Annotated in this window: 23 protein-coding genes; 1 reads left to right on the plus strand and 22 read right to left on the minus strand. The window is 39.1% G+C overall.

Annotated elements, in window-relative coordinates:
- Positions 1–10 precede the first annotated feature (10 nt).
- The 4 genes from prmC to AB3I72_RS03975 all read right to left on the minus strand — a co-directional run bounded on the left by prmC (position 11) and on the right by AB3I72_RS03975 (position 4250).
- A complete protein-coding gene (gene prmC / locus AB3I72_RS03960) occupies positions 11–844 on the minus strand; it encodes a peptide chain release factor N(5)-glutamine methyltransferase (RefSeq protein ID WP_368023596.1) in 834 nt (277 codons plus the stop codon).
- Positions 837–1910, minus strand: coding sequence for a peptide chain release factor 1 (prfA, locus tag AB3I72_RS03965; protein WP_002356619.1), 1074 nt, complete (start codon positions 1908–1910; stop codon positions 837–839). The genes prmC and prfA overlap by 8 nt, the downstream gene beginning before the upstream one ends.
- Before the next feature lie 11 nt (positions 1911–1921).
- Entirely contained in the window at positions 1922–2506 is a 585-nt protein-coding gene (locus AB3I72_RS03970; protein WP_002356618.1) for a thymidine kinase, read from the minus strand.
- Between the two features lie 226 nt (positions 2507–2732).
- The gene (locus AB3I72_RS03975; RefSeq protein ID WP_061101095.1) at positions 2733–4250 is read right to left on the minus strand and encodes a flavocytochrome c; all 1518 of its coding nucleotides are present in this window, start codon (positions 4248–4250) and stop codon (positions 2733–2735) included.
- A 369-nt stretch (positions 4251–4619) separates the two neighbouring features.
- Between AB3I72_RS03975 and AB3I72_RS03980 the strand changes: the two genes are divergently transcribed.
- Positions 4620–6035 carry a Ktr system potassium uptake protein D gene (locus tag AB3I72_RS03980; protein WP_002385738.1) on the plus strand — a complete coding sequence of 472 codons (1416 nt, stop codon included), beginning with the start codon at positions 4620–4622 and terminating at the stop codon, positions 6033–6035.
- A gap of 36 nt (positions 6036–6071) precedes the next feature.
- On the opposite strand, the gene nifJ is transcribed toward AB3I72_RS03980, so the two are convergent.
- From nifJ to ygeW, 18 genes are all read right to left on the minus strand, one after another.
- Positions 6072–9605 carry a pyruvate:ferredoxin (flavodoxin) oxidoreductase gene (nifJ, locus tag AB3I72_RS03985; RefSeq protein WP_061101093.1) on the minus strand — a complete coding sequence of 1178 codons (3534 nt, stop codon included), beginning with the start codon at positions 9603–9605 and terminating at the stop codon, positions 6072–6074.
- Positions 9606–9625: 20 nt separating this feature from the next.
- Positions 9626–11044 carry an NADPH-dependent glutamate synthase gene (gene gltA / locus AB3I72_RS03990; RefSeq protein ID WP_368023597.1) on the minus strand — a complete coding sequence of 473 codons (1419 nt, stop codon included), beginning with the start codon at positions 11042–11044 and terminating at the stop codon, positions 9626–9628.
- Complete coding sequence (locus AB3I72_RS03995) at positions 11037–11894, minus strand: sulfide/dihydroorotate dehydrogenase-like FAD/NAD-binding protein (RefSeq protein WP_368023637.1); 858 nt, start codon at positions 11892–11894, stop codon at positions 11037–11039. The genes gltA and AB3I72_RS03995 overlap by 8 nt, the downstream gene beginning before the upstream one ends.
- Positions 11895–11931: 37 nt before the next feature.
- Positions 11932–12396 (minus strand): flavodoxin, encoded by a 465-nt coding sequence (locus AB3I72_RS04000; protein WP_368023598.1) that lies wholly within the window; start codon positions 12394–12396, stop codon positions 11932–11934.
- 235 nt (positions 12397–12631) lie between these two features.
- Positions 12632–13462 (minus strand): selenium-dependent molybdenum cofactor biosynthesis protein YqeB, encoded by an 831-nt coding sequence (yqeB, locus tag AB3I72_RS04005; RefSeq protein WP_368023600.1) that lies wholly within the window; start codon positions 13460–13462, stop codon positions 12632–12634.
- Positions 13426–14181 (minus strand): selenium cofactor biosynthesis protein YqeC, encoded by a 756-nt coding sequence (gene yqeC / locus AB3I72_RS04010; protein WP_368023601.1) that lies wholly within the window; start codon positions 14179–14181, stop codon positions 13426–13428. Before yqeC ends, yqeB begins: the two co-directional genes overlap by 37 nt.
- Positions 14169–14426: a DUF3343 domain-containing protein gene (locus AB3I72_RS04015; RefSeq protein ID WP_002387137.1), complete on the minus strand. Its 258-nt coding sequence runs from the start codon at positions 14424–14426 to the stop codon at positions 14169–14171. The genes yqeC and AB3I72_RS04015 overlap by 13 nt, the downstream gene beginning before the upstream one ends.
- A gap of 20 nt (positions 14427–14446) precedes the next feature.
- On the minus strand, positions 14447–15034 hold the full coding sequence (gene yedF, locus AB3I72_RS04020; RefSeq protein WP_002374269.1) for a sulfurtransferase-like selenium metabolism protein YedF: 588 nt from the start codon (positions 15032–15034) through the stop codon (positions 14447–14449).
- Between the two features lie 15 nt (positions 15035–15049).
- Positions 15050–16072, minus strand: a complete 1023-nt coding sequence (gene selD / locus AB3I72_RS04025; RefSeq protein WP_061101090.1) for a selenide, water dikinase SelD — start codon at positions 16070–16072, stop codon at positions 15050–15052.
- Positions 16073–16087: 15 nt separating this feature from the next.
- The gene (gene sclA, locus AB3I72_RS04030; RefSeq protein ID WP_061101089.1) at positions 16088–17236 is read right to left on the minus strand and encodes a selenocysteine lyase SclA; all 1149 of its coding nucleotides are present in this window, start codon (positions 17234–17236) and stop codon (positions 16088–16090) included.
- A gap of 13 nt (positions 17237–17249) precedes the next feature.
- Entirely contained in the window at positions 17250–17831 is a 582-nt protein-coding gene (gene mocA, locus AB3I72_RS04035) for a molybdenum cofactor cytidylyltransferase (RefSeq protein WP_002362594.1), read from the minus strand.
- A gap of 13 nt (positions 17832–17844) precedes the next feature.
- Positions 17845–20418, minus strand: coding sequence for a selenium-dependent xanthine dehydrogenase (gene xdh / locus AB3I72_RS04040; RefSeq protein ID WP_368023603.1), 2574 nt, complete (start codon positions 20416–20418; stop codon positions 17845–17847).
- Between the two features lie 120 nt (positions 20419–20538).
- On the minus strand, positions 20539–21546 hold the full coding sequence (locus AB3I72_RS04045) for an XdhC family protein (RefSeq protein ID WP_104806288.1): 1008 nt from the start codon (positions 21544–21546) through the stop codon (positions 20539–20541).
- Complete coding sequence (locus AB3I72_RS04050) at positions 21543–21902, minus strand: winged helix-turn-helix domain-containing protein (protein WP_002356595.1); 360 nt, start codon at positions 21900–21902, stop codon at positions 21543–21545. Before AB3I72_RS04050 ends, AB3I72_RS04045 begins: the two co-directional genes overlap by 4 nt.
- A gap of 93 nt (positions 21903–21995) precedes the next feature.
- Positions 21996–23315: a nucleobase:cation symporter-2 family protein gene (locus AB3I72_RS04055; protein ID WP_002356594.1), complete on the minus strand. Its 1320-nt coding sequence runs from the start codon at positions 23313–23315 to the stop codon at positions 21996–21998.
- A 93-nt stretch (positions 23316–23408) separates the two neighbouring features.
- On the minus strand, positions 23409–23789 hold the full coding sequence (locus tag AB3I72_RS04060; RefSeq protein ID WP_002362244.1) for a RidA family protein: 381 nt from the start codon (positions 23787–23789) through the stop codon (positions 23409–23411).
- Positions 23790–23803: 14 nt separating this feature from the next.
- Positions 23804–24748 carry a carbamate kinase gene (gene arcC / locus AB3I72_RS04065; protein ID WP_010828946.1) on the minus strand — a complete coding sequence of 315 codons (945 nt, stop codon included), beginning with the start codon at positions 24746–24748 and terminating at the stop codon, positions 23804–23806.
- A gap of 240 nt (positions 24749–24988) precedes the next feature.
- Complete coding sequence (gene ygeW, locus AB3I72_RS04070) at positions 24989–26182, minus strand: knotted carbamoyltransferase YgeW (RefSeq protein ID WP_010707240.1); 1194 nt, start codon at positions 26180–26182, stop codon at positions 24989–24991.
- Between the last annotated feature and the right edge of the window lie 36 nt (positions 26183–26218).

A 26218-nucleotide genomic window follows, 5' to 3' on the forward strand; every position in this document is an offset into this window, starting at 1 on the left:
AGAACCTTAGTTACTCGGCTATCGCGAGGCGATCGTTGCCAGATAAATCTTTTTCAATTTTAATTGTTTTTTGTGGATAGGCGGCGCTCAATAATTTTTGGAGGGCCGCGCCTTGTTGAAACCCTATTTCAAAATAAATTTTACCGTCTGCTTTAAGCATCGTTTGACTTTCATGAATTAATTGTTGGTATAAAGCCAAACCGTTATTTTCAGCGAATAAAGCGGTTTTAGGTTCATACGTTCGGACACTTGCATCCATTAAATACCATTCTTGTTCACTAATATAGGGCGGATTAGAAATAAGCAGATCAATTTTTTCAGAAGCAACTGGCTGTAAGCCATTCCCGTGATAAAATTCGATGTCAGCACCTAATACTTGCGCGTTTTGTTTAGCGACAGTCAACGCTTCCTCTGAAAGATCAATGGCAATAACTCGCCAGTTGGGCCGTGCCAGTTTCAAGCTAATCGCAATGGCACCTGTCCCTGTTCCGACATCCACGACCGTCAAAGGAGTATCTGGATTGGCTTTTAAGCAACGCTCGACTAATTCTTCTGTTTCTGGCCTAGGAATCAAAGTATGTTCATTAACAATAAAGGAATGTCCATAAAATTCAGCTTGTCCTAGTAAATATTGTGCTGGGTAATCTGTCAATAATTGGGCTAAATCCGTTTTTAATTGTTCCTCTTCTTCTTTGTGCATTTCCTCTTGCATGTGCAGGAGCCACTGCGTTTTATCCCAACCTTTACGTTCTAAAAAAACATAGTGAATAGCATAGCCTTCTTTGCCTTGCGCCTCTAAAAAAGAAGAAGCCCAGTTAAGGACTTCAAAGTAACGTTTAGCCATTTTGCATCTCTTCTAATTTCGATGTTTGATCATATAAGACTAATGCATCAATGATTTCATCTAATTTGCCAGCAAGAATCTGGTCTAGTTTTTGGATGGTTAAACCGATACGATGATCCGTTACTCGATTTTGCGGGAAGTTATACGTTCTGATTCGTTCTGAACGATCTCCGGTCCCCACCGCCGATTTACGGTTAGCATCATATTCACTTTGTGCTTCTTGTTGAATTTGGTCATACACACGAGCACGCAAAACTTTCATTGCTTTTTCACGGTTTTTTAGCTGTGAACGTTCATCTTGCATTGCGACTACGATTCCTGTTGGTAAATGGGTTAATCGAACAGCCGAAGCGGTTTTATTGACGTGCTGTCCACCAGCGCCACTTGCATGATAAATATCGACACGGATATCTTTATCAGCTAATTCGATTTCGACTTCTTCCGCTTCCGGCATAACTACAACGGTTGCTGTCGATGTATGAATCCGTCCTTGTGATTCTGTTGAAGGAACTCGTTGCACGCGGTGAGCGCCACTTTCATATTTTAATTTTGAAAAGACGTTATCTCCTGAAATCATCATAATTACTTCTTTATATCCACCGATTCCAGTGACGTTCGCTTCTAAAACTTCCGCTTTCCACCCTTGTGCTTCTGCATATTTTTGGTACATATTAAATAAGTCGCCAGCAAAAAGTGCGGCTTCATCGCCACCGGCTGCACCACGGATTTCCATGATGATATTTTTATCATCATTTGGGTCTTTTGGTAATAATAAAATTTTAATGCGGTCTTCTAACACTTCTTTTTCTTTTTTCAAATCAGAAAGTTCTTCTTTCGCCATTTCGGCCATTTCCGCATCTAAGTTTTCACTTAAAAGTTCTTCGGCATCGCTAATCCCTTCAACAACTTGTTTATATCGGCGATAAACCTCAACCGTCTCACGTGTATTAGCTTCTTCTTTCGATAATTCCATGAAACGTTTTGTATCGCTAATGACTGCTGGGTCACTTAATAATTCGCCCAATTCCTCATAGCGATCTTCAATAGATTGTAATTGATCGTACATAGTGTCTCTCCTTACTGTTCTTCATTCACTGTTTTTGGATGAAAATAATGTTTGCGACAAACAGGATAGTAGGCTTCATTCCCACCAATTTGGACTTGATCCCCTTCATAAACGGGTTTGCCATCAATATAGTGCAAGTTCATAGTTGCTTTTTTATGACAGAACCAGCAAATCGTTTTTAATTCTTCTAATTTGTCTGCATATAAAAGTAAATACTTTGAGCCTTCAAATAATTCATTTCTAAAATCATTCTTTAGCCCAAATGCCATTACTGGAATATCTAATTCGTCAACAATTCGTGCAAATTCAATGACATGATGCTTGTTTAAAAATTGACATTCATCGACTAATACGCAAAAAGGTTTGTAAGACAAATCATTAATCAAGTCAAAGACATTGGTTTCTTCAAAAATTGGAATAGCATCTCTGCGTAATCCGATGCGACTGGATACTTTCCCAACACCATCACGTGTATCTAGTCCACTGGTCATCAAAACAACTGGTTTGTCTTGTTCTTCGTAATTGTGTGCTACTTTTAAGATTTCAATGGTTTTACCACTGTTCATTGCGCCATACTTGAAAAATAATTGAGCCATGTTCACTACACCTTTCCGTTAGTTCCTTACGTATTTTACTATATTTTCAGCAAAAAAGCAGTATTTTTAGCTAAAATGGTCGTGCATTTTTCTGAAAAAAACAGAATCTACGCCAAAGTCATTTTAGCAGGGCTGTTTATACTCCAACTAATGATCCTGCTAGTATGCAATAAAAAAGCCCGAAATTGTAGTTATTTGACTACAATTTCAGACTTTTTAATGCTAGTTATTTTTGAGCAGAGGCAAATTCTGCTGATTGCGTACCTGCTTGACGACCATAAATGATAATATCGGCGATGGCATTGCCTCCGATACGGTTTTGACCATGTAAGCCACCTGTTAATTCACCAGCAGCATATAGACCTTTAATTGGTGTGCCATCTTCACGTAAAACTTCTGTTTTCGTGTTGATTTTCACGCCACCCATTGTGTGGTGAATCCCTGGTGCAATTTTAATTGCGTAGTAAGGCGCTGTGCTTAAGTCAGCTTCCATTCCAGTTGTCCGGCCAAATTGTTTGTCATCTTTGGCATTAACATCTTGGTTCCAAGTATCAATCGTTGCTTTCAATGTATCGGCAGGCATGCCAATTTTTTCAGCTAATTCTTCAATCGTTTCACCTTTTTCCACGAAGCCTTTTTGATCATAGAAATCAATGGCTTTTGCACGGTCGCGTACGCCTTGGTCAAAGACTAAATAAGCTGATTTTTCTGGTAAGGCATTGATTGCTGCGGAAACTTTGTCGCGTGTATCTAACTCATTAACAAAACGTTTTCCTTTTTGAGAAGCCAAGATTGCGCCTTCTCCACGAACTGCTTCACCAATTAAGAAAGCATCGCTTTGTTGAACAGTTGGGTGAATTTGAATTTCTTTCATATCCACTAACGCACCACCAACTTTTTGAATCATTTGGATACCGTCACCTGTTGTTCCTTCTTGGTTCGTTGTAACATAGTTTTTCAATTCTGGTTTGTATTGTGTAATTAATTTTTCGTTGGCACCGAAACCACCTGTTGTGACAACGACTGCTTTTGCTTTAACTGTTTTTTCTTTATCATCTTTCATTTTCACTTTTACGCCATCGATTTGACCGTTTTCTTCAACTAAGTCTGTCACGTCAGCATCAACAAACAATGGAATTTTTTCTTCGCGAACGTTACGTACTAACCCGTCAACTAGATAGCCCCCAATTGCTGATCCGTCAGCAGGTCGGTGTGTGCGTTTTTCGCTCATTCCACCTGTAATAGTTAAATTGCTCAATGTAATTCCTTTTGTATCTAACCAATCAATTGCTTCAGCTGAATGATCAACAAAATAACGTAGTAATTCTTGATCGTTGGTTCCTTTACCGCCTTTTAGTGTTTCTTCAAAGAATTTATCGTTGCTATCTTTAATGCCTTCTTTTTCTTGGAATTTTGTTTGTGAAGCATTCATTCCTGAAGACGATTTAATTGTATTCCCACCTGCAACAGGCATTTTTTCTAAAATAACTGGATTCATGCCAGCTTCTTTGGCTTGTAATGCAGCGGTCATCCCCGCACCACCTGAACCAACAATAACAACATCATAACTGTCTTTTAGTTCACTTGGATCTGTATAACCATTAGCAGAGGCACCAGATGTTGCTTCTGTTTTTTCAGAAGACGCTTTTGTTTTACCAGCGGCTTTTTCTTGATCGCTTGTACAACCTGTTGCTGCACCTAATAATAACCCTAGGGAAAGAACTCCCATTAACACTTTTTTCATTGTTTTCCCACCTTATAAACTATTGATTTCTACCAACACAATTTCTTATTTTTCATTTGAATAAAAATAACAGTTTGTTACATAAAGTGAACACATTCACATATCAACCGAAATAAAAAAGCTACCACTACTTTTTAAAGTTGTATCGTTAGACAAACTGACCAATTAGCAATAAGTTGTTTGGGGAACAACCTATTTTTCTATTCTTTCATAAAATATCATGTTCTCGCTTGTTTGTGGATGTTTTCCAATTATTTCTAACGAATTTCTTATTTTTATTTGTCATTTCAAGGATTTTCTGGCAGAATTATTCGTTTGAGGCGAAAAGTTTTGGTATACTTAGTTTAATTAGAATTGGGAGGTTATCTAGTGAACCATACACGTTTGCTGTGGCTGGCACAGCGAAAAAGCGATCGATTTATTCGCAAAAATTTTTCATCTATTCAAATCATCGTCGCTTACTACATATTAATGACGGTTATTTCTTATTTATTGTTTTGCCTCCCTATTTTCAGAGAACCTGACTCGCATGTTCCTTTTATTGATTTATTTTTCTTAGCAATCAGTACAGTCAGTGTTACTGGACTCACCACAGTCGATATTAATTCGGTTTTTAATGATCGTGGGATTGTCTTATTGGAGGTTCTTTTCCAAGTTGGTGGCTTAGGGATTATGATGATTTCAACGGTCTTTTTTATTTTATCAAAACGGCGAATCACATTAAAGCAACGTCAGTTAATTATGACTGACATGAATCAGCCGCGACTGAGCGGAATTGTTCGACTGATCCGCACCACTTTTTTGATTTTAATTTGGTTCCAAGTAATCTTCGGCTCGCTCTTTTCGCTTTATTTTTATATAAGTGGTTATTATACAAACTGGCGAGATGCGATATTCTATGGATTTTATCAAGCTATTTCTGCAGTGACTAATTCAGGCTTTGATATTTCAGGTGATTCAATTATTCCTTTTGCTCATGATTATCTCTTTTTACTGGCAATTATGTTCTTGATTTTTATCGGCGGGATTGGATTTCCCGTTTTACTGGAAATTCATGAGTGGTTACATTTTAAGAAAAAGAACTTTCGCAAGAAGAAACGAGGCTTGCCTTTCCGCTTCTCATTGTTTAGTAAAATTGCTTTGCTAGCGTTTATTGTGCTGTTTATTGGTGGGACTATTTTGATTTACTTATTAGAAAAAGATCACCTATTTTTGACAATGAATGAAAGTGGCCGTTGGGTAAGTTCGATGTTTTATTCGATGACTACACGAAACGCTGGCCTCCAAATTAATGATTTAGGGGACTTCCAAATTACAACGTTGATTATTTTTTCTGTGTTAATGTTTATTGGTTGTAGTCCTAGTTCTGTTGGTGGTGGTGTTCGAACAACGACTGTTGCGATTATCGGCTTATATTTGTTAGCCTTTTTAAAAAGTGAAGATGATATTAGCGTCTTTAGCCGTAAAATAGATGACGATGATGTCAAAAAATCGATTGTCGTCTTCATGTTATCTTTGATTATGTGCTTTTTCGCTGTCGTCTTTTTGTCAGCCACTGAAAATCTGCCCTTGATTTCAATCATTGTGGAAGTCGCTTCTGCCTTTGGAACAACCGGTCTTTCTTTGGGCATTACAGACGATTTAACAACAGTAGGTAAATTAATGATTGCCTTATTAATGTTTATTGGACGTATTGGTATGCTTTATACCTTAATGATTTTTGTACCAAAAGAAACACGTGACTTAGGCTACGAATACCCTTCAGAAAAAATTATTATTGGATAAAAAAAACAAAGCCTCTTACTTAAGAGGCTTTGTTTTTTATTTTTTCATATGTGTGGCTAGTTTGTTATAACTTTCAGAGCGTTCAATTGCATCTTCTTTAGTTTTATCAAGTAAATGTTCGACTACTTCTTGATTCTCTTTAATTGTATGCAACGCAGAGTAACGTGTTTGTTTTTCAAGAAAATCACGCATTTTGTCAAAATCTGTTTTCTTGTAGTCAATGACCATCGGATCTTTGCCTTTCTTAACTAACTCTGGATTATAGCGATAAAGTGGCCAATAGCCAGATTCAACGGCTTCTTTGGCTTGATCTAACGTCCGAACCATTCCGCCTTTGACCCCGTGATTAATACATGGGGTATAACCGATGATAATTGATGGGCCTGGGTACCGCTCCGCTTCGTCAATTGCTTTAATCGTTTGCATTGAGTTTGCGCCTAAAGCTACTTGTGCAACGTAGACATTCCCATAAGTGATTGCCATCATCCCTAAATCTTTTTTAGAGGTATGTTTCCCACCCGCTGAGAATTTGGCAATGGCTGAAGCTGGTGTAGCTTTAGATGTTTGTCCGCCTGTATTGGCATACACTTCGTTATCCATAACAAAAATATTAACATCTTCCCCACTGGCAAGGACATGATCAATGCCGCTAAACCCGATATCATAGGCCCAACCATCGCCGCCGACAATCCATTGACTCGTTTTCACTAGTAAATCTTTTTGTTCGTAAATTTTTGTTAAAAGTGGATCTTCATCGGCTTCTTCACTTAATGCTGCCGCTAGTTTGGTGGCTCGCTGTTGTGTTCCTTCCCCTTCAGCCATGTGTTCCAACCAATCTTTTAACAAGGCTTGTAGTGAATCTGATCCGACATTTTTAGCAAGACTTTCTTCAACCAAACTAGCTAAATGTTGACGTTTCGTTCGATTGGCAATATACATACCATAACCATATTCCGCATTATCTTCAAACAGCGAATTACTCCAAGCTGGTCCTTGGCCACATTCGTTCGTTGTATAAGGTGTCACTGGTGACGAACCACCCCAAATTGATGAACAGCCTGTTGCGTTAGCAATCATCATTCGATCACCAAATAATTGTGTCAACAACTTAATATAAGGTGTTTCGCCACAGCCTTCACAAGCACCTGAAAATTCCATCAATGGCTGATTAAATTGGGAACCTTTAACAGAATTTTTTTTGACTGGGTTGGCTTTTTGTTTAAGAGTCATCGCAAAGGCCCAATTCATCGCTTGCTCTTTTTGAGTTTCATAAGGTTTCATTAAAATCGCCTTGTCTTTCACAGGGCAAGCCTGAACACAAAGACCACAACCTGTACAATCTTCTAAAGAAACTTGGATACGATACATCAATCCATCTGTGCCACGCATTTCGCGCATGGCAAAACCTGCAGGTGCTTCTTTCAGTTCTTCTTCATCCGCTAAAAATGGTCGAATAGCCGCATGCGGACAAACAAAGGCACATTCATTACACATCGTACACTTATCCATTTGCCACTCAGGCACTTCTAACGCAATGCCACGTTTTTCATAAGCCGCAGTGCCCATAGGAATGGCACCGCCCTTCATTCCGTTTTCAATCAAATCTGAAACGGTCAGCTGATCCCCTTCTTGACGATTGATTGGTTCTAAAATGTTTGTCACAAAAGCTGGAGCTTCCGACTCTTGATTTTCTGGTTCTAAAACAATGGTGGCCCAATCTTCTGGAACTACGATTTCTTGCAGCGATTCAAAGGTAGCATCAATCGCTTGGTAATTTTTTTCAACAATTTCCATTGATTTTTTTCCATAAGTCTTTTTCACTTCTTCTTTAAGTAACGGTAAATATTGCTCTTTCGTTAAAATATCTGTTACTTCAAAAAAGGCAGTAGACATCACTGTATTGATCCGACGACCTAAGCCTACTTTGCGAGCTAACTCAACCGCATTGATAATGTAAAATTTGATTTGGTGCTCCCCAATATATTTTTTTAACTTAGCCGGTAATAAACGGTGAACCTTTTCTTGATCCCAAATAGTATTCAGTAAAAACGTTCCGCCATCTTTTAAACCTTTTAACAGGTCGTATTTATGCAAATAGGACGCATTATGACAAGCGATGAAATCTGCTTGTTCAATTAAATACGTGGAAGTAATTGGCTCTTTACCAAAACGCAGATGCGAAACGGTTAAACCGCCTGATTTTTTAGAATCATAACTAAAGTAAGCTTGTGCATAAAGGTCGGTATGATCTCCGATAATTTTAATCGCTTGCTTGTTTGCTCCCACAGTTCCGTCAGAACCAAAGCCCCAAAATTTTGCTTGGAAGGTAGTATCTGGCGTTAAATCTAAGGCAGGTTCTTCTGGCAATGATTGATAGGTTACATCATCAACGATCCCCACCGTAAAGCGTTGTTTTAATTCTTTAAATGGCAATAACAAATGATCATAGATCGCTTTAATTTGATTAGGCGCTACGTCTTTAGAGCCTAACCCATAACGTCCACCAATCACAATTGGTCGATTTTCATGTTGATAAAGAGCGCTTTGAACATCTAGCAATAACGGTTCCCCTTCGGCTCCTGATTCTTTTGTTCGATCTAAAACCGCAACCTTTTCTACTGTAGCTGGTAATTTTTCAAGAAGGTTTTCGGTAGGAAATGGACGATATAAATGAATATTGATAAAACCAACTTTGCGTCCTTGTTGATTGAGATAGTCAACTGTTTGTTTGATTACTGGCGAAGCCGACCCCATTGAAATAATGACTTCTGTTGCATCTTCACCCCCGTAATAATCGGTTAAATCATACGTTGTTCCACGAAGATTGTTAATTTTTTTCATGTATTTTTGAACAATTTTTGGCATTTCTTCGTAATTTTTATTGACTGTTTCTCTTTGTTGAAAATGAATGTCAGGATTTTGAGCGGTCCCTGAAACAGTGGGATGATTAGGATTCATGCCTCCCATTCTAAAACGAGTTACAGCTTCCTGATTCACCATTTCTTTCAGGTCATCATAATCAATCACTTCGATTTTTTGTAGTTCATGGCTCGTTCTAAAACCATCAAAAAAGTTTACAAAAGGTAAACTACCTTCTAAGCTAGCTAAATGAGCAACTGCCGACAAATCCATTACTTCTTGGACACTCGATTCTGCTAACATACAAAAACCTGTTTGGCGGGTAGCCATCACATCGCCATGGTCACCAAAAATACTCAACGCACTTGTCGTTACTGCCCGAGCCGCTACATGGAACACAGAAGGCAGCAATTCTCCTGCGATTTTATACATATTGGGAATCATCAACAGTAAACCTTGTGAAGCAGTATAAGTAGTGGTTAACGCACCTGTTTTTAACGAACCATGAACTACTCCCGCTGCCCCAGCTTCTGATTGCATTTCAATAACTTGAACTTTTTGACCATAAATATTTTTTAATCCACTTTCCGCCCATTCATCTACCAACTCAGCCATTGTTGAACTTGGTGTGATAGGATAAATAGCGGCAACTTCTGTAAACGCATATGAAATATAAGCCGCTGCGGTGTTTCCATCCATTGTTTTTTTCATTTTTTCACCTTTTATCTTTCCTAAACATTGCTTGTGACTGCTGTTTTTTGTGTTTTGACATACTGATCAATTGCATTAGCTGCGATTTTCCCAGCGCCCATCGCTAAAATAACGGTGGCAGCACCTGTAACTATATCGCCCCCAGCAAAAACGCCAGGTATTGAGGTTGCTCCTGTTTTAGGATCGGCCTGAATGTACCCCCATTGGTTTAGTTCTATTTCTGGATATGTTGATAGCAAGACTCGATTTGCTCCTTGGCCAATTGCCTCGATTACTGCATCAGCAGGAATGGTAAACGTGCTGTTTGGAATTGGTTCTGGACGTCGTCTTCCAGACGCATCTGGTTCACCTAAAACCATTTTGACACATTCAACACCGGCTAGATTTCCTTGTTGGTCATCTAAATAAGCAATCGGATTTGTCAACCAATAATAGTTAATTCCTTCTTCAAGGGAATGGTGATATTCTTCAATTCTTGCTGGCAATTCTTCTAACGAACGACGATACACAATATTCACATTTTCAGCGCCTAATCGTTTGGCTGAACGAGCGGCATCCATTGCAACATTCCCGCCGCCAATCACAACGACATTTTTAGCACGTTTAATCGGTGTATCATATTCTGGAAACTCATAGCTATGCATTAAATTGATTCGTGTTAAAAATTCACTAGAAGAATAAACCCCATTTAAACTAGTTCCTGGGATTCCCATAAAGTTTGGTGCCCCTGCACCAACCGATAGATAACAGGCATCAAACTCTGACATTATTTCTTCCATCGTAATCGTTTTACCTACTACCACATTGGTTTCTATTGTTACACCTAAGGCTTCAATACTCGCAATTTCCTGTTTAACAATTTTTTTCGGTAATCGAAATTCAGGTATGCCATAGGTTAATACACCGCCAGCTTCGTGAAGCGCTTCAAAAATAATTACTTCGTAGCCGAGCTTTGCCAAATCCCCCGCAACTGTTAACCCAGAAGGACCAGAACCGACCACTGCTACTTTCCCTTTTGTTGGTTCCGCTGTTTTCTTAGGAAACATGTGATTTTCTAATGCCCAATCGGCAACTAAACGTTCTAATTTGCCAATTGCCACTGGTTCAAAGTTTTTGGCTTTTCCTAATTTACAAACTTGTTCACATTGTTTCTCTTGCGGACAAACGCGTCCACAAATAGCAGGTAAATTCGTATATTTACTTAAAATATCGGCTGCTTGTTCCATGTTTCCTTCACGAATAGCTAAAATAAATCCAGGAATATCAATCATCACGGGGCATTTAGCAATACAAGGTGCATTTTTACATTGTAAACAACGAACCGCTTCTTCTTGCCCTTCTGCTAATGTATAGCCTAAGCAAACCTCTTCAAAATTACTCTTTCTGATAGTAGGTGCTTGTTCCGCAATCGGTGTTTTTATACGACTTTTTCTAGCCATTTTTCTCCACCTGCTCTTTCAAACGATCTGTAAAGCAAACTGCTTCTTCTTCCTGATATTGCTTCATTCGATTAATGAATTCATCCCAATTTACTTCATTGCCTTTAAACTCAGGTCCATCAACACAGGCAAATTTCATGGTGCCATCAACAGTGACCCGACAACCGCCACACATGCCTGTTCCGTCAATCATAATAGGATTCAAGGAAACATAAATTGGTAATTGATGTTTTTCAGCTGTCAAGGTACAAAATTTCATCATGATGCTGGGCCCAATCGCCCAACTGCACGCTACAGATTCACGTGCAATAACTTCTTCCATCGCTTCTGTTACTAAGCCCTTTTTACCTAATGAACCATCATCCGTTGTAATGATTAGTTCATCCGAATAACGACGGCATTCTTCTTGTAACAGAACTAACTCAGCTGTGCGTGCCCCCAAAATCGTAATCACTCGGTTGCCTGCTTCTTTTAAAGCCTTGATAATTGGATAAATAGCCGCGATGCCAACTCCACCACCGACAACCATCACCGTTCCATATTGCTTCACTTCTGTGGGCATACCTAAAGGTCCAGTGATATCTAACAAAAAGTCGGAAGTTTTAAGTTGGGAAAGTGCAGCTGTTGTCTTACCGATTACTTGGAAAATAATTCGAATACTGCCTGCTTGTGGATTTGTCTCCGCAATCGTTAAAGGGATCCGCTCTCCTTTTTCGTCAATTCTTAAAATAACAAACTGTCCAGCCTGGGCATGTGTCGCTATTCTTGGCGCTTCCAGCCAAAAATCAAATGTATTACTAGATAATTGAGTCGACTGAAGAATATTAAACATTGAAATACCTACCTTCATCATTCCTTTTCATTCTGACTCCTACTTTCTTAAATCCTTAGGCAACGCTATCAGATAAAGTGGTGGCGACACTTTTAACAAATGTTTTTAGCAGTTCGATGTCTTCTTCTTCTGCATTGTTTTCAATTTCAACTGTTTCAGCTACTTTTTTAGCACCAGCTTTTTCAAAAGCTCCTACAAAATCATGCGCTGATTTACAGAAAAATTCACCATATTCACGATCACCGGAACCAACAACGCCAAATGGCTTACCTGCTAAATCCTTTTCAGTTAATTCATCAAAGAAATCTTCAAATTCAAAAGGCAGTTCCCCATCACCATAAGTATACGTTGCGATAATACAAGCATCTGCATCATCAAAGAAGTCTACATCAACTTCTGAACATTCTTCACGTTCTACTTCAACTCCAGCTTCTTGAAACTGTTCTTCCAAAATCTCGGAAATTTCTTCTGTGTTTCCAGTCATACTTGCATAAACAATTTTTACTAGTGCCATCTTCATTCATTTCCTTTCTGTTGTCCTAAATATTTCAATGCATTCAAATGCAATTGTAACCCCTTACATTAACTACTAAAAAAATTTTTTAACAAATGATTTTATTCACAAACTAATCTAACTAAGTATGTACTCTTCTCCTTTCGAGATAGAGTATTTTTTACTACGTCTTTACTATACCACACTCCAAACCTTTTTAACAATATTTTTAAGGTAAAAAAAATATTATTTAGTTTCTTTTTTATAAAACGTTTTTCCTTCTTCCAATCATAAAAATTGCTTCTAAAACCGCTCCCCCTAATGCACGAGCTTTGTCGGAGATCGTCAAGCAATCGACTTTCTCAACTGGTCGAGGATCTACATCTGCACACTTCAACCCTTGATAACAGGTTACCCTTTCTGAAATCAATCCTCTCAAAGTCCCTGTCAGAGGCGAATAAACTGGAACCTGATCGATAAAAAATAATGCTTCCCCTTTCAACACAAAATCCCCTATGTTTTTAAGGTGGGTAACTTGTCCTGAAGCAGGAGCATGGACAACTCGTTCCGCACTTTTTCCGCCAATTTCACCTGGAATACCTGTATTAGGTAAAGCTGTTCCTTCAAAGTATAAACGTCCCAACCTATGTCCACGCATTGTCTCAATCACAACATCGACATCTTGCGGTGCTGAAAAGCCTGGTCCTAAAGCAATCGTAATCGGTGCCATTCCTCGATGCGTACCTAAATTTTTCTTAGCCAAAATCGCATCGATAACAATCAGTGGTTTCAATTGTTGAATAGCACTTGCTGTTTGATCGACAAAAACAGGCAACTTATTTTGCTGCCAACATTTCGCGCAATCCTTTAATGAAGTAATTCGAACAGCAACCAAATCTTCCACTCTTTGTTCTTTCTGGAAAATAGCATCACAAACTGAAACAGTCCGCCGAATGGCCAGAGGACATTCTGTTTCTAATACTAGTATTTTAAAGCCAACGTGCCATAATTTTTGGATAACACCTGTCGCTAGATCGCCTCCTCCACGAACAATCACTAATTTTTCTTGGATGTTTTGACTGATTTCTCCCATAAAATAAGTCCTTTCTCTAATTCCATATTGCAAGCAATAATTTTGTCTAATTTTTCAAAACAGCTTTTGGGTAACTGAAGACAGACATTCATCGCTTGAACGAACTCTCTTCGCGTATGGGTTTGATTTAAACACAAAATTCGTTTGCCTTGGCTCTCTTTAAACAATCCTTTTGGATGAGCAATGAGTTGAGCTAACAATGTTTCTGTGATTGGTTCTTGTTGTTGCGCATCGGTTAATTCCAAAAAAAGCGGCAACCGATGAATGATCGTTTCATCTATCTTTTGACCAATCACAGAAATCGGAAGCACACCAATTGTGGTGGTTGTTTCTTTTAATATCACGGGTTCATAAGAGGACCAGCCTTTCAAAGGTCGTTGTTTGGAACCATCCGCTTCTAAAAAAACTTTCGTGAAGTGCTGAAACAATATTTGAAGCGAAGTCATTGCAGGCATCGTTAGTTTTGTTTGATTGTTGATAGCGGTTCCTGCTAAAGTGATTCCGCAGATATTCGGCGTTATTTTTTCAAAATGGTTTGTATAAAAATAATCATACAATTGACGTTGGGGAAACCCAATTTTTGTAGTTGTACTAACCAGAACAGCTTCCTTTCGATATGTTTTTGCTAGCGCCCACATTAAGCTTGTTTTCCCACCGCTACCAACAATCGACACAATCTCCTTTCCTTGTAAATCAAAACACTTTTTTAAGGACTCCACAGTTGGTACCTCCTTTCCCCAAGGTCATTTTTCACAGAAAAAATAGAGGCTACGCGTACTTTTGCTTCTTCTAAAAAACATACACTGTGAGTTATTTCCGCTTCATTAATGAGTAAACCGATCCCACAGCCATCCGTCAATGATGGTGGCAAAGTAAAGACGCGAACAGCCACCTTTCTTGCCAACAGTACTTGTTCCGCCTGAACAGCATAATGTGTATTCGGAAAGGTTAGCAAATACTCCATCTTTTCACCTTCTTTTTTTGTTAAAGCGTAATTACTTTAGCCGCTTGATTCATTGTTTCAACAATTTCGTACATATTAGTAATAGAGCCGATAGCTAAGGTGTCTGTTAAATGATAAAAATCTAAACAGGCCCCACACGTTTTAATCGTGGTTCCCTTCTCCGCTAATTGTTGCAAATCAGCTAAGGTATTCGCTGCTTGATTCGTTAAAAACGCCCCTCGATTAAAGAATAATAGCTGTGTAGGAACAGTTTCTGCTTCTGATAAGGATTGAAGATAACTTTTCATTAGTAGTCGTCCTAGCTGCTCGTCTCCAGTACCTAATTGATCGGAGCCAATCGTAATTACTAAATCTGTTGCTGACTGACTTGTTTGTTGCGTCGCTTCTTCAGGTACCGTAATTTTGACAGAGAAAACCGTGGCTTCTATCTGCTTCGCAGTCAAAGTGGCCTGTTTTTTAGCAGCTAATTTTTTCAAATTTTCAACAGCTACTTCGTTATCGACTAAAACCTCGATAGTGCCTCCAGCTAAACCTAACTCCGCCAAAGCTTTTTTTGTTTCAATCACAGGTATTGGGCAAGGTTTCCCCAATGCATCTACTAATTTCATATTTGGCCCTTCTCTCTATAAAAGTACTACTGCTTGTTGTTCTTTTGGCAGAACCTCGCCAATAATTTTGGCAACAGGGTCCTCTTTTTGAATAGCTGCTAAACAGGCTGCCGCTTCGTCAGCAGCGACACTAATTAACAGTCCGCCAGATGTTTGTGGATCAAACAAAAGTTCTTGCATTTCCATAGAAATTTTTGAATAATCGATTGTCGTTCCGATTGTTTGGCGGTTTCTTTGTCCAGCTGCAGTGACTAAACATTCTGCGGCGTAGTCCAACGCTCCTGTAATGGTTGGTAATGTTTCTGTATCAATCAGTAACGTTACCTGATTATCAGCCATTTCTTTTGCATGAATTAATAGACCAAACCCAGTCACGTCAGTACAAGCATGTACTGCGTAGGATCGAGCATTTGCAGCGGCATATTTATTTAAACGTTCCATCGAATATTGTGCGATTTTTTGTTCCGTCTGCTTCGCCAATTGCCCCCGAACAGCCGCTTGAATAATTCCTACACCTAATGCTTTAGTTAAAATCAAGACATCCCCCACCTGTGGCGTATTATTATGCCACAAATTTTCTGGATGAACTTCTCCAGTTACCGCTAAGCCATACTTGGGTTCATGGTCATAAATCGAATGGCCTCCCGCCAGTAAAGCGCCCGCTTCCTTTAATTTTAAGCTGCCACCCAAGAGCATTTGTTCCAACCATTCTTTTGACATCTTTTGTGGAAAACAAACAAGATTTAACGCATAAAGGACTGTTCCGCCCATGGCATAGACATCACTTAAAGCATTAGCTACCGCAATTTTTCCAAATGATAACGGATCATTGACCATTGGTGAAAAAAAATCTACCGTTGAAATCAAAGCTTTTTCAGGCGCTATTTGGTAAACCGCGGCGTCGTCGGCATGTTCAAATCCGACGAGTAGCCGCTCATTTGCCGGTGTTTCGGGTAAGTGTTGCAACAATTGATTCAGTACACGGGATTCAATTTTTGCCCCGCAGCCACCTGATGTACATTGTGATAAAAAATCCATGCTGTCCGCTCCTTCTCAAATTAGTAGTTCTTGTAAAGCGTGAATTGTCCAAGTAATTTCTTCAGGCGTTGTCTGCCAACCAAAGCTAAAACGTAAGGTGCCAGTTGCTAAAGTCCCAGCTGTTTCATGGGCTAATGGTGCACAATGCAAACCTGCGCGCGTCATAATGCCATATTGTTCTGCTAGTTGCTGTGCCACCACTGTTTCTTCCTGATTCCACAGTGTGATAGAAACAACAGGGACAGTTTGTGCCACGTCCTTGGTTCCTAAAATTGTGACAGGTAACCTTGATAAACCATTTAAAAAATTCTGCATTAAGGTTCGTTCGTGCTTTTGAATCGCTGCTAAACCAATTTTATTCAACTCTTTAACAGAACTATTTAAGCTTAAAATGCCTAAACTGTTTAACGTACCAGCTTCAAATTTATCTGGTAAAAAAGAGGGTTGATCAAAGGAATTAGAATGGCTACCAGTGCCGCCCGTTATCAGTGGTTTGACCGCTTCAGCCCCTCGTTCACTAAAAGCTAACCCACCAATACCTGCTAATCCATATAAGCTTTTATGTCCAGTAAAGGCTAACACATCAATGGCCATCTGAGTCATTTTTATTGGTAGAAAGCCCGCCGTTTGAGCCGCATCCAAAACGGTTAATAATCCTTTCTGTTGGGCCCATTGAAAACATTCTTCAATGGGTAAAATGGTGCCTAAGACATTCGACGCGTGTGTCATCACCAATGCTTTTGTATTCGTTCGCCAGGCTCGCTGAATATCTTCTACATCTAACAGGCCCGTTTTTTGACAAGCAACATACGTCACTGAAATACCTCGTTCTTTCTCAAGTAAGTGAAGAGGTCTAGCTACTGCATGATGTTCTAGCATGGTCGTAATCACATGGTCGCCAGGTTGTAAAATCCCCGCTAATGCAAGATTTAAGGAAGTTGTTGCGTTATTCGTAAACGTAATCTGAGCCGAACTGGGTGCCTGAAAAAAGTCTGCTAACAATTGACGTGTCTCTAAAAGAGGAAGCTCCTCTCTAAGCAAAGGGGCATTTCTTCCGTAATTCATGAACTGATTTTCTGCTAAATAGGCAGTCAAAGCCTCAATGGTTGCTGGAAATTTTTTATAGGAAGTCGCTGCATAATTTAAATAAACCAAGTCCTTCATACGTTTTTCCTCTCTAACTATTGGTTTCTTGAATTAATTTTTGGTACTCTTCTGGCGTATCGATATCTTTTAAACGGCCAGGAGTCGCTATTCTCAACATCTGAACTGCTTCTGGAAAGCGTTCATAAATCATGCGTCCGCCTGTTTCACCAGTCAATGTTAATAGTTCTTGTCGAAATTGATTACCGAATAATACTGGACTACTAGGACAACCATCTTTTTGTAACGGCACTATAATTTTATTTCTCTGACATTTATCTAACACGGGTTGTAGCATTTTAGGTGTTAACAATGGTTGATCACTAGGTAAGTATAAATAGCCAGCTCCCCGAGCTTGTTCAGTTCCTAAACGAATACTGCTACTTTGCCCTTCTTGCCATTGATGATTGAGAATCAACTGAATGTTCTTAGGTAAAGGAAACGCTGGCTGATTCTCAGGCGAAACAACTAAAATCCGTTCTAATACGTCTAATTGATTCACTAAGGTTAACGTGTGCTCTAAAAATGTTTTTCCTTGATATTTTAAGAACAATTTATTTTGGCCCATCCGTTGTGAATTGCCCGATGCTAGAATAATGACACTAACGAGTGACATGAGTTGTCTCCTTTTATCTTTTTTTCTTTTGATAAGGGGTATTTTCTAAAGGCAGACTTGGTCGGAGCTGACCATCCAAGGCGAAATATGCGCCTGCTAAAGCTGGTGCGGTAGGGATCGTTGCTAACTCACCTACGCCTTTAATTCCATAGGCTAAACCTTCGTGAAGATTGTCAGCATGAACCAAAATTGTTTCGATTGGTGGTACTTGAGTGGCGTTCACTAATCCTAGCGTTGCATATTTTGCTTTAACATAGCCTTCTTCTAAGGCAAATTTTTCAGTTAAAGCATACCCCATGCCCATTGCAATCCCACCTTCAATTTGACCTTCAGCAGCTCGTGGATTCACCACTTGCCCCATATCATACGCAGCCACAAATTTAGCTACTTTTCCTTTGTCATCTAGAATAGCTACTTCAGCAGCATAACCATAACCAGCATGACTAACTGGACTTTTTTTATCATTAATTAATGGATCCGTTTTCGCTGAATATTCCCCATAAAATTCTTCACCTTCCAAATCACTTAAAGCACGTCCCATATCAAGTTCATACCGTAATTGCATTGCCGCTCTTCTAGTTGCTTCTCCTGTGAAGAGTGACTGCCTCGAAGCCGTTGTCGTTCCTGAATTCGGTGTTCTTCTCGTATCAGGGGCTTCCGCAACAATCATTTCTGGTGGTAAATTTAATGTTTCACAGGCAATTTGCGTCGTAACGGTTGCCATCCCTTGACCGATACAAGCAGCACTTGTGCGGACATGTATTTTTCCTTCTTCAACAGAAATAATACAACGCCCTGTATCAGGTAGCCCCACACCCACGCCACTATTTTTAAAGAAACTAGAAATTCCAGCAACTTCCGCTTGTTCATAGACGTCTTTAACTGCTAACAAGACTTCTTTTAACGCCGCATTTTTTGAGACCAATTGTCCATTCGGTAAAGTATCTCCTGGGGCGACGGCATTTTTAAAGCGTATTTCCCATGGTGATAGTCCGACTTTTTCTGCTAACAAGTTTAAATTACTTTCAATTGCAAAAGCCGTTTGGCAAACACCAAATCCACGAAATGCACCTGCTGGCGGATTATTAGTATATACAGCAAACCCTTCCACATCAATCGTTTGATACTTGTAAGGACCTGCCGCATGTGTACAAGCCCGTTGCAATACTGGTCCTCCTAAAGAAGCATAGGCCCCAGTATCCGCATAAATCACTGCTTTCATTGCAGTTAAATTGCCTTCTTCATCACAGCCGGTCGTAAAGTCCATTTCCATGCCATGGCGTTTGGGATGAACCATCAAACTTTCTTCACGGCTTAGCAGTACTTTTACTGGTTTCTTCAATAACCAAGCGACTAAGGATGCATGATGCTGAACACTCATGTCTTCTTTCCCACCAAAACCGCCACCAACAAGTTTTGATTGAACATGAATTTTTTCCTTATCCAGTCCTAACATCCGAGCCACTTCCCGTTGTTCATCATAGATACTTTGACCCGCACTAAAGAGTAAAATGCCCTCACCTTCAGGCTGTGCAATCGCACACTCGGGTTCCATAAAGGCATGTTCGTTAATTGGTACGGAATAATGTTCTGTCACTACAAACGCAGAATTTGCTAATACTTCATCTGCGTTGCCACGTACCAAGTGTTCATGAGACAAGATATTGCCCTTTTCATGAATAGCTGGTGCACCTTCTGCTAAAGCAGCTTCACAAGAAGTAAGCGGTATCATTTCTTCGTAATCAACTTCCACTAAATTTTTTATCTCTGGTAAGGTTTCTTTTCTTTTTGAAACAACGAGTGCCACTGCATCCCCAACATACCGTGTTATTTCTCCTTCTGGAATCATTACATCCCAATCGGAAATAAATTCTAAATGACCAATTTTATTATTTCCTGGAACGTCTTTAGCTGTGAACACAGCCACACAGTCAGGATGCGCCAATGCTTGGGTACTATCGATTGATAGAACTTTTGCGCGAGGATAGGCACTCCGCAAAGCAGATGCATGAAGCATTCCTTCTATGTCAATGTCATCTACATAAATCCCTGTTCCTAAGGTTTTCTCCACTGCATCGACCCGTTGGAAGTCTTCCCCTAATTTACCATTTGAATGTTCTTCCGGAATGCTCGTTTCTTCACAAAACATTTTAGCAGCTAACTGAATGGCTTCTATTATTTTCACATATCCTGTACAACGACAAATGTTCCCGCGTAAAGCTTTCTGAATGTCTTCTTTTGTGGGTTCGGGTTTCTTGTTCAATAATCCTTGTGCCGAAATAACCATCCCAGGGATGCAATATCCGCACTGAACTGCACCCGTTTTTGCAAACGCATAGGCGTAGACATCTTTTTGCCGTTGGCTTAAACCTTCGATTGTCGTGACTTCTTTACCAGCTAATTTTTCTAAAGTAAACAAACACGCTTTGGAAGCCTTTCCATTTACTAGCACCGTACATGCGCCGCAAGAGCCTTGGTTACAGCCATCTTTTGTTCCAGTTAGGCCCAGATCCTCCCGCAAAAAGTCCATTAATTTTTTGTTTGTTTCACAGGTTTCACTTTGACCATTTACAATAATTGAATACATTTCTTGCACCTCGATTTCTGATATAGTTTAGTGTTCAATCATCTAGATTATACCACAAATCTTCGTTCTAAAAATTATTTTTTAGCAAAAAAACTTTTTTATTTAACTTAAAGGTCCTCATTATTGATAGCGCTGTTGAATTAATTCTCCCGCGATGCTAATCGCTAACTCTTCTGGTGTTTCGGCTGCAATGTCTAAGCCAATTGGCATGAAAATTCTTTCAATTTCATTCATTGTATAACCGACCTCTTTTAACCGTCGAACTTGTGAAGCAATTTTGTGTTTGCTCCCCATCACACCAATATATTTGGCTGGTGTTTCCAATAACTGTTTGGCAACGATGAAATCAAAATTGTGTCCTCTGGTAATTACTATACCATAATCATCCGCCGTTATTTCAATAAACGCAGCTAAATTTTCTAAAGGAATAACCCGTAGTTCCTTAGCTTGTGGAAAAGCTTGTGCCGTCAAAAATTCTGGACGATCGTCCACTACAACGCAATAAAACGATAAATAGTTTAAAATAGGTACCAATGCGCGTGCGACATGTCCACTTCCAAAAATATATACTTTCCCTACTTGGAGGATTGCTTCTGTTAAAAAAGTTGTTTCCTCTTTTTGCTCACAATGGATACCTTTAGGTAGCAAACTTAATTCCCCCTCCCAAGAAGTGGAACCAATCAATTCGCCTGTTTCACTATAAAAGGATACTTTTCCTAAATTGTTTTGATCTAGTTCAGTCATTAACCAACCTTGTTGATTATTTTGAAAATGCGTTTCTATGGACTCACACAACTCTTTTAAAAATGGCGTTTCCCATGAAAGATAATGGAAAAAAATCGTGACATTTCCGCCACAGACCATGCCTAAATCAGCAATATTATTCGGTGCTAAAATAAATTGACGTTGTGCATTTTCTTTCTCAATAAGTAGCTTTTTTGCCACTTGTTCAGCCTGAAATTCAACCGCGCCACCACCAACAGTTCCGGCTATTCTACCTTCGGCGGAAACCAGCATTCTAGCCCCTTGACTTCGTGGTGTAGATCCTGAACTTGTACCAATCGTTAATAACATCGTGTCTTGCTTTTCCAATATTGCCTGTTTCAAACGCTGAAATACTTCTCTCATTTCAGTTCCTCCGATACTACATCCTGTTCTTTAAATATTTCTTCAAAGCAAGCCTCTACCTGTTGATACACTTTTTTCTCAAATAAAAGATATTGATCAATCAACTCTTTTCCTTGATCCGTAACAATTGACCCGCCACCATTACAACCACCAACACTTTTGATAATTAATGGAAAAGATAGCTCTTCTTCAGCTACCCGCACAATCCGCCATGCCTTATTATAAGACATTTTCATCTCTTTTGCCGCTAAGTTTAGTGACCCAGTTTGCTGAATTTTTTGTAAAACTTCGACAACGCCAGGACCAAAAAAGTTCCGATCTGTTTTTAATTTTAAGTTTAAGGAATACGTAAACATCTTCTCCTCCTTTATTCGTTCATTTTTTTATAGATAACGTAAGGGAAAAAGGATACGAAAGCTTACTCACTTTCGTATCAAAAAAAGCAATCTTCACTCAAGTGCTACGCGCTTTTTTGGTTTTAAAATGACATTTAAAAGGACTGCTACCAAAGTGGTTAAGATAACTTCCGAATTACCGAAAATCGTTGTTACCCAAGTTGGAAAACCAGCTAAGCTTCCAGTAGACAATGTGACACCAATTCCAAATGCTAGAGCTGTTCCGACAACCCCAGTATTTCGAGGAGTCATTTCCTGCGAAGCAATCATCCGAATACCTGTCATAGAAATAGAAGCAAAAACTGAAATCGTTGCGCCACCAATTACTGCGTAAGGAATCGTAGTTAATAACGCAGCTACTTTCGGAACAAAACCAGCAATTAATAATATAACTGAAGCGAAAACCAGAACATACTTATTAATCACTTTTGTTACCGTAACCAGACCAACATTTTGTCCAAAAGTTGCCACTGGGATTGATCCAAATAAACTGCCAATAAAGTTAGTGAAACCACTCCCCATAATTCCGCCAGATAATTCTTCATCCGTTGCATCCCGATCCATTGCCCCAACCGTTGTTGCTGTAAATTGACCGATGGCTTGAACAGCATCAACAATAAACATCACTACAAGCGTAAAGATAGGTACCAGTTGAAAATCCAGTCCAAAATGAAACGGGGTAATTACCTGAACGATTTTAGCATTTTGAACTGGTTCAAAACTAACCATCCCTAAAGCTAAAGAAATCAAATAACCAATAACCATTCCGTTTAAAATTGCGGATAACTTCAAAAATCCTTTTGCAAAATAATTGAAGTAAAAGACAATCGCAAAGGTTAATAATGCAACTAACCAATTCCGTGCTGAACCAAAATCAGCACTACCAGCTCCTCCTGCCATATATTTAATCGCAACTGGAAACAAGGATAGTCCAATGCTTAAAATAACCGTTCCTGTTACTAAAGGCGGAAACAACACACGGATTTTTTTAATGAACAAACCAACAATAATAACAAGAATACTGCCAACTAATTGGGAACCAAAAATTGCTGCAATCCCAAAATCAGCTCCGATGGCCATCAAAATCGGTACATACGCAAAACTTGCACCCATCATAACTGGCAACCGTGAACCCACTTTTCCAAAAATAGGGAAAAGTTGAATTAACGTGGCAACTGCTGAAAAAATCAATGATGTTTGAATCAAAATAGTTGTATCACTAGGACTTAATTGGCAAACTTTGGCAATCATGATTCCCGGTGTGACAATCCCTACTACTGCTGCGACAACGTGTTGCAATCCCATCGGAATTGCTTCAGAAATTGATAGTTTCGCATCATATTCAAATAATGCTTGCTCTTTTTTTTCATTCATAGGATCGTTTCCTTCTTCTTTTTATTCTAAAAGGATTGTTCCCCTTAATCAGTAAAGAATGCAATCCTTTTTCCCTCAGAAACATCTTAAAAATTATCCTTTGACAGCAACTGCTTCAATTTCAAATAAACCATCTTTTGGCAACTTGGCTACTTCTACACAAGAACGTGCAGGCAAAACTTCTGAAAAGTAATTCCCATAGATTTCGTTAATTTTGCTAAAATCAGACATATGTTGTAAAAACACCGTTGTTTTCACAACATTATCATAGGTCATCTCGACCTCTTTTAAAATCGAACCTAAATTGATAAAAGCTTGTTTTGCTTGTTCTTCCACTGTAGTCTTCATTTCGCCCGATTGCGGATCTAATCCTAGTTGTCCAGAAATGTACAACGTATTTCCCGCTAAGACAGAATGTGAATAAGGACCTACAGCAGCTGGTGCCTGTGCAGAATTAATCATTTTGTTTGTCATCGTTTTCCTCCATTCTATGATTCTTTATTTTCAATTAAAGTCCCTGTTTTTCCAGATAATCCTTCTTTGGCTTTTTCTAATAACGTAATCAATGTTTTTCGACCTGTCTTAGATTCAGCAAACTTAATCGCTGCTTCAACTTTTGGTAACATTGAACCTGGAGCAAACTGACCTTCTTGCGCATATTGTTTCATTTTTTCTGTTGAAATATTCCCTAGGGCTTCTTGATTTTCTTTACCAAAATTAATACAAACTTTTTCAACTGCTGTTAAAATCACGAGCAGATCAGCATCCACTTGTTCAGCCAGTCGTTCACTACAAAAATCTTTGTCGATAACTGCATTTACACCTTTTAGTCGGTTCCCTTCTTGAATGACTGGGATGCCACCACCGCCGCCAGCAATGACTGTTTGGCCAGCATCAACCAATGTTTGAATCGTGAGAAGTTCGACAATATTTTTTGGTTTAGGAGAAGCGACGACTTGGCGATAACCACGGCCAGCATCTTCCATCACTTGTATATTTTTTTCTTTGACTAATTGTTCTGCTTCTTCTTTTGTCATGAAGCGACCAATTGGTTTCGTTGGTTTTTTGAACGCCGGATCATTTTCATCCACGACCACTTGAGTGACTATGGTGGTGACGGCTTTACTTATATTTCGTTGACGCAACTCTTCTTGTAGCGCATTCTCTAAATCATAGCCAATGTAACTTTGACTCATGGCTACGCACATGGATAACGGAACAACTGGATATTGTGGATTATTAAAGGAAAATTCTTCCATAGCTAATTGAATCATCCCCACTTGAGGACCATTGCCATGAGATAAAATAACTTCATATCCTGCTTCAATCAAATCTGCAATCGCTTTGGAGGTCTGTTTTACGGCAGTCATCTGCTCCGTCAAATTATTTCCTAAAGCATTGCCACCTAAAGCTACTACGACGCGTTTGCCCATTGCTTCACCTCATTTTCTGTTTTATAAAAAGGACGATGCTTTTTCTTTTTCACAACGAGTTTTCGTATTAACTGTCTGTTGTCGTTGCATGAAGTCAACGCACATGACTAAGCGTTCTTGACTCGAGACAATCACACATTCATGAATAGACTTGGGAAGGTCTTATTTGTTCATGTTGAAGAGGCAACTTCTAATGATTCATTGTGTAAAGAAAAAGCATCTGTCTTCATGCCAAATTCATTATTTTACTTCTCTTGGTATCGCTTTATCCGCTAAGTCTGTTAAGGTTTTTTGCGGATTTTTTACTTTACTTAAGAAAATCATAGCCGCAATAACATACGGTTTGTAGCTAGCTTCTTTGTAAAGTTCGACCCGATAACGATCGAAAACAGAAGCTTCCACTTCGCCTTCTTCACAACTAACGCCAGTAATATCAGCTGGTAGACAATGCATATACAAAGCTTTGCCGTCTTTTGTTGTTTTCATCAATTCTTCTGTACATTCCCAATCTTTGTGCTTTTTATTTTGAGAAAGTAATTCTTGTTCTAATTGATCAATTCCTGCTTGGTCACCATTGCCATATAATTCAGTTCGCTTTTCCATTGCCGCAAAAGGTGCCCAGCTTTTCGGATAAACAACATCCGCATCTTTGAATGCTTCTGCCATACTATTCGTTTTAGTAAAGTTTCCACCAAATTCTGCCGCATTTTTCTTCGCAACTTCTTCTACTTCTGGCATAATTTCATAACCTTCTGGATGTGCTAAGACGACATCCATTCCTAAACGGGTCATTAGACCAACAATTCCTTGAGGAACAGATAATGGTTTTCCATAAGATGGTGAATACGCCCAAGTCATGGCAACTTTTTTCCCTTTCAGGTTTTCAATGCCACCAAATTCATGAATTAAATGCAACGCATCTGCCATTGCTTGTGTCGGATGGTCAATATCGCATTGTAAATTCACTAACGTTGGACGTTGTTCTAATACCCCATCTTTATATCCTTCTTGGACAGATTCTGATACTTCGTGCATGTAAGCATTGCCTTTACCAATGTACATGTCATCACGAATACCAATGATATCAGCCATAAAAGAAATCATGTTTGCTGTCTCACGAACAGTTTCTCCGTGAGAAATTTGACTTTTTCCTTCGTCTAAATCTTGAACTTCTAAGCCCAAAAGATTACACGCTGAAGCGAAACTAAAACGTGTTCTTGTAGAGTTGTCGCGGAATAAAGAAATTCCCAAGCCACTATCAAAGATTTTAGTTGAAATATTATTTTCTCTTAAATAGCGTAATGTATCGGCAACTGTGAAAACAGCTTCTAATTCATCTCTTGTTTTTTCCCAAGTTAGGAAAAAGTCATTTTCGTACATTTTTTCAAATTCTAATTTATCTAATTTCTCAATATATTCTTTAAACGTTTCCATTCCATCTGCTCCTTTTTTCTTGTCTAATAATCCTTT

This window comes from Enterococcus sp. GC34 (genome assembly GCF_040886645.1).
Taxonomy (GTDB): domain Bacteria; phylum Bacillota; class Bacilli; order Lactobacillales; family Enterococcaceae; genus Enterococcus; species Enterococcus faecalis.

What these genes read in the sequence shown, in the direction of transcription:
- prmC (WP_368023596.1), bottom strand. Translation starts at nt 844, where the DNA reads ATGGCTAAACGTTACTTTGAAGTCCTTAACTGGGCTTCTTCTTTTTTA.
- prfA (WP_002356619.1), bottom strand. Translation starts at nt 1,910, where the DNA reads ATGTACGATCAATTACAATCTATTGAAGATCGCTATGAGGAATTGGGC.
- AB3I72_RS03970 (WP_002356618.1), bottom strand. Translation starts at nt 2,506, where the DNA reads ATGGCTCAATTATTTTTCAAGTATGGCGCAATGAACAGTGGTAAAACC.
- AB3I72_RS03975 (WP_061101095.1), bottom strand. Translation starts at nt 4,250, where the DNA reads ATGAAAAAAGTGTTAATGGGAGTTCTTTCCCTAGGGTTATTATTAGGT.
- nifJ (WP_061101093.1), bottom strand. Translation starts at nt 9,605, where the DNA reads ATGAAAAAAACAATGGATGGAAACACCGCAGCGGCTTATATTTCATAT.
- gltA (WP_368023597.1), bottom strand. Translation starts at nt 11,044, where the DNA reads ATGGCTAGAAAAAGTCGTATAAAAACACCGATTGCGGAACAAGCACCT.
- AB3I72_RS03995 (WP_368023637.1), bottom strand. Translation starts at nt 11,894, where the DNA reads ATGAAGGTAGGTATTTCAATGTTTAATATTCTTCAGTCGACTCAATTA.
- AB3I72_RS04000 (WP_368023598.1), bottom strand. Translation starts at nt 12,396, where the DNA reads ATGAAGATGGCACTAGTAAAAATTGTTTATGCAAGTATGACTGGAAAC.
- yqeB (WP_368023600.1), bottom strand. Translation starts at nt 13,462, where the DNA reads ATGGGAGAAATCAGTCAAAACATCCAAGAAAAATTAGTGATTGTTCGT.
- AB3I72_RS04015 (WP_002387137.1), bottom strand. Translation starts at nt 14,426, where the DNA reads ATGGAGTATTTGCTAACCTTTCCGAATACACATTATGCTGTTCAGGCG.
- yedF (WP_002374269.1), bottom strand. Translation starts at nt 15,034, where the DNA reads ATGAAATTAGTAGATGCATTGGGGAAACCTTGCCCAATACCTGTGATT.
- selD (WP_061101090.1), bottom strand. Translation starts at nt 16,072, where the DNA reads ATGGATTTTTTATCACAATGTACATCAGGTGGCTGCGGGGCAAAAATT.
- sclA (WP_061101089.1), bottom strand. Translation starts at nt 17,236, where the DNA reads ATGAAGGACTTGGTTTATTTAAATTATGCAGCGACTTCCTATAAAAAA.
- mocA (WP_002362594.1), bottom strand. Translation starts at nt 17,831, where the DNA reads ATGTCACTCGTTAGTGTCATTATTCTAGCATCGGGCAATTCACAACGG.
- xdh (WP_368023603.1), bottom strand. Translation starts at nt 20,418, where the DNA reads ATGTATTCAATTATTGTAAATGGTCAAAGTGAAACCTGTGAAACAAAC.
- AB3I72_RS04045 (WP_104806288.1), bottom strand. Translation starts at nt 21,546, where the DNA reads ATGAGAGAAGTATTTCAGCGTTTGAAACAGGCAATATTGGAAAAGCAA.
- AB3I72_RS04050 (WP_002356595.1), bottom strand. Translation starts at nt 21,902, where the DNA reads ATGTTTACGTATTCCTTAAACTTAAAATTAAAAACAGATCGGAACTTT.
- AB3I72_RS04055 (WP_002356594.1), bottom strand. Translation starts at nt 23,315, where the DNA reads ATGAATGAAAAAAAAGAGCAAGCATTATTTGAATATGATGCGAAACTA.
- AB3I72_RS04060 (WP_002362244.1), bottom strand. Translation starts at nt 23,789, where the DNA reads ATGACAAACAAAATGATTAATTCTGCACAGGCACCAGCTGCTGTAGGT.
- arcC (WP_010828946.1), bottom strand. Translation starts at nt 24,748, where the DNA reads ATGGGCAAACGCGTCGTAGTAGCTTTAGGTGGCAATGCTTTAGGAAAT.
- ygeW (WP_010707240.1), bottom strand. Translation starts at nt 26,182, where the DNA reads ATGGAAACGTTTAAAGAATATATTGAGAAATTAGATAAATTAGAATTT.